The sequence below is a fragment of the Neisseria sp. HMSC073G10 genome (assembly GCF_001812605.1).
GTDB lineage: Bacteria > Pseudomonadota > Gammaproteobacteria > Burkholderiales > Neisseriaceae > Neisseria > Neisseria subflava_A.
The window spans coordinates 1-7,350 of sequence record NZ_KV809491.1 but is presented as its reverse complement, the minus strand read 5'-3'; the positions used below and the strand labels follow the sequence as shown (position 1 = coordinate 7,350).

The window sequence follows — 7,350 nt, the reverse complement described above, 5'->3', positions numbered from 1 at the left end:
GTCATTGAAATGGCAATTTCAAAATAATCAGATGACGCCGGAGAGAATTGTTCTCTTTGAGCTAAGGCGAGGCAACGCCGTACTGGTTTTTGTTAATCCACTATAAAATGAAGTTTTACCCCATCGGTGCAACATCCATCTTTTTCAACAAAGGAAACCCCATGTCGTCTGAAAACACCCTCTTCCCCCTGCCCGACACCCTGTTGCGCCCCATGGTGGAACAAGCCTTGAGCGAAGATTTGGGTAGGCGTAGCGACATTACGTCCGCCGCCGTTATCGCCCCCGATAAAACCGCCAAACTCTTCCTCGTCAGCCGCGAAGACGGCGTTATCGCCGGCATGGACTTGGCGCGCCTCGCCTTTCAGACGATGGACCCGTCCGTCCGCTTCCAAGCCGAAATCCAAGACGGGCAAACCGTCCGCGCAGGTCAGACGCTTGCTGCCGTCGAAGGCAACGCCCGCGCCCTGCTCGCCGCCGAACGCACCGCGCTCAACTACCTCACGCACTTAAGCGGCATCGCCACCGCCACCGCGCGTGCCGTCGCCGAAGTCGCCGAATACGGTACAGACATCGTGTGCAGCCGCAAAACCATCCCCCTGCTGCGCGTCCTGCAAAAATACGCCGTCAGAGCAGGCGGCGGCGTGAACCACCGCATGGGTTTGGACGATGCCGTGCTCATCAAAGACAACCATCTTGCCTATTGTGACAGCATCACCCAAGCCGTACGGCAGGCAAAGCAGGCGGTCGGACCGTTGACCTGCGTGGAAATCGAAGTGGACACGCTGGCACAACTGGACGAAGCCATCGCGGCGGGCGCGGAACGGATTTTGCTGGACAACATGGATGACGAAACCTTGAAAGAAGCGGCAAACCGCTGCCACACACAAACCGCCCACCCCCACACCGTCTATTGCGAAGCATCGGGTGGCATCGGCTTCGACCGCCTGAAACGCGTGGCACAAACCGGCGTGGACGGCATCGCTCTCGGCTATCTGACCCACAGCAGCCATTCGTTGGATATAGGTTTGGATTTCGTGGCTTAAATTTCGAGTTTGCTATAAAGTAAAGGCCGTCTGAAATATAGACCTTTTATTTTCAAGCAGCCTTTTTGCTTCCAAAGCAGAAGATATAAAAATTATGCAATTTAGCTTCAACCTTCATATAACATGAAAGAGTAGGGCATAACTAAGCCATCATGTAAAAAGCCGTCTGAAACCCAATGTTGAGACGGCTTTTTACTCTCAAAATGATTAATTGATCATCACCATTTTCCAGTTATCCCAATGCGTATTGTCCTACCCGGTGCGGGCAGATAGGAGCGGCTCATTGGGTCGAGGTCGTAGCGGTTGGTCAGATTGCTACCCACCAGTTCGGTAGTCAGGTTTTTGCCGATTTTGTAGCGCAGGTAGGCATACCATACTGCAACAGGCTGCCAGCGCATATAGTCGGGGTCTGCCTGTTTTCCATTATCTGCTTGGTCGTAATATACCTGAAAAATCGCCCTGCGGTATTATTCAGCTTAATAATCAAGTAAGTCTTTCGCGGCTTATCGTATGTAGGAAAACTGCTACAATAATAACCATCAATAAACCATCCCTTGAATCTATTCAGTCTACCTGAAACTCAAAAAGCAGCATGCACATGGTTTTACAGAAACCCTGTAAACGGCAAAGCTATCTCTTTAGAAAACGCATAAGGAAAACAACATGAATCTAGCCATCACTGGCTCCAGCGGCAACATCGGCGGTATGGTCGCCTGTCATCTGAACACACGTGGTCTGCCGCTTATTCTGCCGCTGCGTAACCCCGCCAAAGCGCCCAATCTCACGAACTGCGAGGCGCGACGGTTTGCCTATGGCGATTTGGAGCTTGCCAAGCAGGCATTAAACGGGGTGGGCGTGCTGTTTATGGTGTCCGCCGCCGAAAGTCCAATGCGCGAACAGGAGCATTTGACTTTGGTGCAGGCTGCTTCGGAAGCGGGCGTGAAGCGTATTGTCTATCTCTCTTTTGCTCAAGCGGCGTTGGACAGCACCTTCACGCTGGCGTGCACTCATGCGGTTACCGAAAATGCAATCCGGCAAACAAATATGCGCTACACCTTTCTGCGCGACAATTTTTACAGCGAGATGATGGCAACCATTGCCAACGCAGACGGCATCATCGCAGGTCCTGCTGATGATGGGCGAGTTGCCTGCGTTTCACAGCGCGATGTCGCCCAAGCAGCGGCAAACGTTATCGCCGACATCGCATACGGCAACCACTGCCACGACAATCAGACCTACACGCTGACCAGCTCCCAATCATTAAACTTCGCTGAAATAGCCGCCGTCTTAACCGAAATCACCGGCAAACCGCACTGCTACCACAATGAAACTGTGGAAGAAGCCTTCGCCAGCCGCAAAGCTGAGTATCCTGACACGCCCGATTGGCAGATTGAAGCCTGGATTTCTATCTACACTGCCATTGCCAAAGGCGAGCTTGCTACCGTTTCAGACGACCTGCCTCAGTTGTTGGGACGCGCACCGCTTAGTTTTGAAGACGTAGTAAAGGCACAATATGCAAAATAATCTTGTTCCGTTTATCGAATTTTGCGGCGTAGGCAAGCATTATGACGGCAAATATGCTGTGCGCGATTTGGATTTGACCATTTATCAGGGTGAATTTTTCGTGTTGGTAGGTGGCTCGGGCAGCGGCAAATCCACCACTTTACGCATGATTAACGCGCTAATTGAACCGACCGATGGCAACGTTTATCTGCACGGGAAACGGATTAAAGACTACGACATCCGCCAGCTCCGCCACCAAATTGGTTACGTATTGCAGCAAATCGCGCTTTTCCCCACCATGACCGTCGCGGAAAATATCGAACTCATGCCTGACGTACTGGGCTGGCCGAAAGCCGAACGTAAAACGCGTGTGAATGAATTATTGGAGCTGGTGGAACTTGACCCTGCGCACTATCGCGACCGCTATCCGCACGAACTTTCCGGCGGTGAACAGCAGCGCATCGGTATTTTGCGAGCCATTGCAGCCAAGCCCCAAGTTCTGCTGATGGACGAACCGTTTTCAGCACTTGACCCGCTGGTACGTACCGTGCTGCAAGACCAAATTGCTATGATTCACCAAAAATTTGGCACCACTATCGTTTTCGTTACCCATGATATGCAGGAAGCCGCCAAACTCGCTTGCCGTATCGGTGTAATGCATAACGGCAAACTGGTACAAATCGGCACACCTGAAGAAATCAAAAAGCAGCCGGCAAATGATTATGTGCAATCGCTGTTTTCCACCGCCGATGCACCCGATGCCGAACGCATCATCCACCAATTCTTACGGTTGGATAAACAGGGACAGGAAGCTGTGAGAAGGGCAGTGTTATGATGGTGAAGGCCGTCTGAAACCTCTTTCAAGGCGCTAATACCTTGCTGTAAAGCAAACATAAACATCTATTATTCAACGTACTAAACATAAAATTTAAAACTATGTTCTCATCCCTAAACGTTACCCCGGCAGAACTCTGGCAAATGCTGCTTACGCATTTATGGCTTTCCGGCCTGGCTTTGCTCGCGGCAGTGGCGATTGCAGTGCCTGCGGCCGTGTTGTTTGCGCGCAGACAGCGGGCAGCGGAAGCGGTATTGCAGTTTACCAATATATTGCAAACCATTCCGTCTTTGGCGCTGCTGGGTTTGCTGATTCCGTTTGTTGGTATCGGTTCGCCGCCCGTCTTGATTGCGCTCACGCTATACGCGCTGTTGCCTATTTTTCAAAATACCTATTTGGGGCTGACCCAAATCGACCAATCGATTCAAGATGCGTACACCGCATTCGGGCTATCGCGCTGGCAATCATTGTGGCGGCTTGAGCTGCCGATGGCTTTGCCTGCCATGATTTCAGGCATTCGCACGGCGGCGGTGCTGATTGTCGGCACGGCAACTCTGGCGGCGCTAATCGGCGCAGGCGGCTTGGGCAACCTGATTCTGCTCGGTATTGACCGAAACAACATGACAATGACGTTTACCGGCGCATTGCTCTCCGCGTTATTGGCTGTCGGTGTAAGCGGCATTATCGGGCTGTTGCAAAAATCGCGACGCAAGTTGGCGATTATTCTTGCATTGGCGGTGTGCTTCGGCGCACTCGGTCTGTCGCAGATTTCATTTACACCTGCCACAAAAAACGTGGTGGTTGCCGGCAAAATGGGGAGTGAACCGGATATTCTGATTAACATGTATAAATTATTGATTGAACGTGAGAATTCGAACGTGAAAGTCACAGTCAAACCTAATTTTGGCAAAACCACCTTTCTGTTTAACGCACTGAATAGTGGCGAAATCGACATTTATCCTGAATTCACCGGCACAGTGCTGGAAGCCTTAGTACAAGTACCACCTGAACAGAAGAACCGCCATCTGTCGCCAGATGAAACCTATCAACGGGGCAAACAATTATTGGCGGAACAATATCAGTTAGAGTTTCTACCACCGATGTCTTATCAGAACACTTATGCGTTGGCAGTCAAAGAAAGCTACGGCGCGGCGCACCAACTGAAGACAATCAGCGACTTGAAGCAGGTAGCGCCCGATATCCGAGCAGGTTTCTCACTGGAGTTTACCGACCGAGCAGACGGCTACAAAGGCATGCAGGCAGCAGGTATCACGCTGAAACATATTGTTAGCTTGGAACCTGCCTTACGCTATACAGCATTGTTGAATGACAAAATCGACCTAGTGGAAGCCTTTTCTACCGATGCAGAATTGAAGCAATACCAGTTGCGCCTGCTGAAAGACGATATTTCTCTGTTTCCTGCTTACCAGGGGGCACCATTGATGAAAGCAGAATTTGCCGAAAAAAATCCCCAAATTGTGATCGCACTTAACCGACTGGAGGGAAAAATTAGCGAAGAAGAAATGAGCGAGATGAATTACCGCGTGAAAGTGCAAGGCGAAAGCGCGGAAAACGTAGCGCGGGAGTATTTGGAGAAAAATGGGTTGTTAGGAAAGTAAAATTGGCAGTAGGCTACCTGAAAGCATCAGATTCTTAGGGAGGTATTATGAAAGCCGTAAAAATCTATCAAGCCGGCGGTCCAGAGCAACTGATTTATCAAGACGTGCCAACACCTGATATCAAAGAGAGTTGGTCACTGGTAAAAATCAAAGGCTTCGGCATCAACCATTCTGAGATTTTCACGCGTGAAGGCAAATCGCCGTCTGTCCAATTTCCGCGCATTTTGGGCATTGAATGTGTAGGCGAAGTGGCGCAAAGTTCCACACCCGCGCTGGCGGTCGGACAAAAGGTCGTCTCTATTATGGGCGAAATGTATGGGCGAAATGGGGCGCGCCTTTGACGGCAGTTACGCCGAATATGTGCTGCTGCCCAACGAGCAAATTTCCCCCGTTTATACCGACTTGGATTGGACAACCCTTGCCGCAATTCCCGAAACCTACTACACCGCGTTTGGCTCATTACAACAGCTTCGTATCGCGCCGCAAGATCGTGTGCTGGTGCGTGGTGCAGGCAGTGGCGTGGGCGTAGCCTTTGCACAGTTGCTTAAAGCGCAGTTTCCGCATGTCGTACTGCACGGTTCAACGCGTAATCCTGCCAAAGCTACCCGTTTGCAGGCGGTTGGATTTGACGAAGTGATTACTGAAGCCGATGGCAAAATACAAACTGACCAAAGCTATGACAAAATTCTGGAATTGGTCGGGCCGGCAACTTTGCGTGATTCTTTCTCCCACATCAACGAACACGGCATCGTCTGCAATACAGGGCAGCTTGGTAACATATGGTACGTGAACAATTTTGATCCGATTATTGAACTCAAAAACAACAGCTATCTTACCGCCTTTTATTCGGGCAATGTCTCGCAAGCCAAGCTGGATGCGATGTTTGACTATATCCGGCAATTTAATGTGAAAATCTTAATTGAACGCGTGTTTACATTGGAACAAGTTCCCGAAGCCCACCGTTTTTTGCAAAGCGCGGACGGATTTGGGAAAGTGGTGGTGGTCAATGAATAGGGCTATCTAAAATTCTATAAAAGAAATTTAATCATGCTTTGGAATAAAACTGTGATCTGAATTGGTTTCATGGATATTGATAAAGAGAAGGCCGTCTGAAATTCTTCAGATGGCCTTTTATATTTGAATTCTGTAAGTGATTGTACAACTAGAAGAAACAGGACTTAGCAGGCTAAAATACTAGCATTATGAATTTAACATAATATAAATTAATTTCCTTTTCCCTATTCTTCTACAAATTCCGCTGTTTTGTTCCTATATGTCAAATGAGAATTAATGATACTCAAGAGAGTGTGCTCATAGTACTCCAATTTTTAGTATAAAATCAATAGGTTTTAAGCTGCTTAATTTTACTGTGACTCTACCACTGAATTAATGAAGTTGCAGGCTGTTTTTTGCTTTTCAGACAACCTTATGGTTTAAAGAGGTCGTCTGAAACCCTAAAAAGCAGTAGGTAGGCTTGGTTAATAAATCAAATGCTTTAGAAAAATGAAACGGTTTGTTGGGTCTCAACCCAAGCTAGGCTTGCTCAAACAACTGCGTAAACAGGTGCATTTTGATGAAATTATGGCGGGGAGCTATATTTTTGATAAACAAAAACAAGCCCAATCTTATACGATGTTAAAATCGATTGTGGATAAGCAATCGTGATAAAAACATGGCGAGATCATCTCGCCATGTTTTATGCCTAAACCATTTTCGACAACAAAATCTCCTTCAACTTGTTATACACCCACACCACTCGCTCGGCAACAATCGTTTGATATGGTCGATATAAATAAAGCTGCCATTTTTGCTTTTCAATTTCAGGGAAGAGTTCCACCAATCGACAGTTTTTCAAATAGGGATCACAAACGCTGTTTATAAGATAAGAGCAAGAGCGTCCAGCTAGCGCCGATTGCAGTTTGCTTTGCACAGATGTATAGACTGAGACCTTTGCAAAATTCCTTTTCCCCCGACAGTCGAAACCTAAACACAGGTTTTCGGCTGTTTTTGTTTCAAATATCCACTGATTCTACTCAAATACCCCCCTAATCCCTCTTGGATACCTGATTAATCAGGCATCCAACCGCCTTTTAGGCAGCAACAGGCGCACTTAGCCTGTTAGCCGCTTTCAACAGGTTCAAACACATCGCCTTCAAATGGCTTTGCGCACTCATTTTGCTCAGACCGAAATAGGCTGCCCGGGCATAGCGGAATTTACGGTGCAGTGTACCGAAGCTTTGTTCGACCACATAACGGGTCTTCGACAAATATCGGTTGCATTTGGTTTGCGCTTCCGACAGCGGATGTTTGCGGTGGGCTTTGCGCATAATACCGTCTAACAACTGATGCT

8 protein-coding genes and 1 pseudogene are annotated in these 7,350 nt (G+C 48.5%); 7 read left to right on the top strand and 2 right to left on the bottom strand.

The window, feature by feature from the left end:
- Positions 1-161: 161 nt before the first annotated feature.
- On the top strand, positions 162-1,043 hold the full coding sequence (nadC, locus tag HMPREF2865_RS01565) for a carboxylating nicotinate-nucleotide diphosphorylase (protein ID WP_070645217.1): 882 nt from the start codon (positions 162-164) through the stop codon (positions 1,041-1,043).
- 218 nt (positions 1,044-1,261) lie between these two features.
- Here nadC and HMPREF2865_RS01560 read toward each other — a convergent pair.
- A pseudogene (locus tag HMPREF2865_RS01560) lies at positions 1,262-1,441 on the bottom strand (TonB-dependent receptor); the annotation flags it as partial.
- Between the two features lie 265 nt (positions 1,442-1,706).
- Between HMPREF2865_RS01560 and HMPREF2865_RS01555 the strand changes: the two are divergent.
- From HMPREF2865_RS01555 to HMPREF2865_RS11905, 6 genes are all read left to right on the top strand, one after another.
- Positions 1,707-2,567: an SDR family oxidoreductase gene (locus HMPREF2865_RS01555; protein WP_070645212.1), complete on the top strand. Its 861-nt coding sequence runs from the start codon at positions 1,707-1,709 to the stop codon at positions 2,565-2,567.
- On the top strand, positions 2,557-3,381 hold the full coding sequence (locus HMPREF2865_RS01550; protein WP_070645209.1) for an ABC transporter ATP-binding protein: 825 nt from the start codon (positions 2,557-2,559) through the stop codon (positions 3,379-3,381). The genes HMPREF2865_RS01555 and HMPREF2865_RS01550 overlap by 11 nt, the downstream gene beginning before the upstream one ends.
- Positions 3,382-3,482: 101 nt before the next feature.
- Positions 3,483-5,000: an ABC transporter permease/substrate-binding protein gene (locus HMPREF2865_RS01545; RefSeq protein WP_070645206.1), complete on the top strand. Its 1,518-nt coding sequence runs from the start codon at positions 3,483-3,485 to the stop codon at positions 4,998-5,000.
- Between the two features lie 47 nt (positions 5,001-5,047).
- Positions 5,048-5,341 (top strand): alcohol dehydrogenase catalytic domain-containing protein, encoded by a 294-nt coding sequence (locus HMPREF2865_RS12220; RefSeq protein ID WP_210399343.1) that lies wholly within the window; start codon positions 5,048-5,050, stop codon positions 5,339-5,341.
- Positions 5,316-6,014, top strand: coding sequence for a zinc-binding dehydrogenase (locus tag HMPREF2865_RS01540; protein WP_210399342.1), 699 nt, complete (start codon positions 5,316-5,318; stop codon positions 6,012-6,014). The genes HMPREF2865_RS12220 and HMPREF2865_RS01540 overlap by 26 nt, the downstream gene beginning before the upstream one ends.
- Before the next feature lie 489 nt (positions 6,015-6,503).
- The gene (locus tag HMPREF2865_RS11905) at positions 6,504-6,665 is read left to right on the top strand and encodes a hypothetical protein (protein WP_283120622.1); all 162 of its coding nucleotides are present in this window, start codon (positions 6,504-6,506) and stop codon (positions 6,663-6,665) included.
- A 425-nt stretch (positions 6,666-7,090) separates the two neighbouring features.
- On the opposite strand, the gene HMPREF2865_RS01535 is transcribed toward HMPREF2865_RS11905, so the two are convergent.
- The coding region (locus HMPREF2865_RS01535) for an IS5/IS1182 family transposase (protein WP_070645203.1) at positions 7,091-7,350 on the bottom strand (260 nt) is incomplete at its 5' end.

What these genes read in the sequence shown, in the direction of transcription:
- nadC (WP_070645217.1), top strand. Translation starts at nt 162, where the DNA reads ATGTCGTCTGAAAACACCCTCTTCCCCCTGCCCGACACCCTGTTGCGC.
- HMPREF2865_RS01555 (WP_070645212.1), top strand. Translation starts at nt 1,707, where the DNA reads ATGAATCTAGCCATCACTGGCTCCAGCGGCAACATCGGCGGTATGGTC.
- HMPREF2865_RS01550 (WP_070645209.1), top strand. Translation starts at nt 2,557, where the DNA reads ATGCAAAATAATCTTGTTCCGTTTATCGAATTTTGCGGCGTAGGCAAG.
- HMPREF2865_RS01545 (WP_070645206.1), top strand. Translation starts at nt 3,483, where the DNA reads ATGTTCTCATCCCTAAACGTTACCCCGGCAGAACTCTGGCAAATGCTG.
- HMPREF2865_RS12220 (WP_210399343.1), top strand. Translation starts at nt 5,048, where the DNA reads ATGAAAGCCGTAAAAATCTATCAAGCCGGCGGTCCAGAGCAACTGATT.
- HMPREF2865_RS01540 (WP_210399342.1), top strand. Translation starts at nt 5,316, where the DNA reads ATGGGCGAAATGGGGCGCGCCTTTGACGGCAGTTACGCCGAATATGTG.
- HMPREF2865_RS11905 (WP_283120622.1), top strand. Translation starts at nt 6,504, where the DNA reads ATGAAACGGTTTGTTGGGTCTCAACCCAAGCTAGGCTTGCTCAAACAA.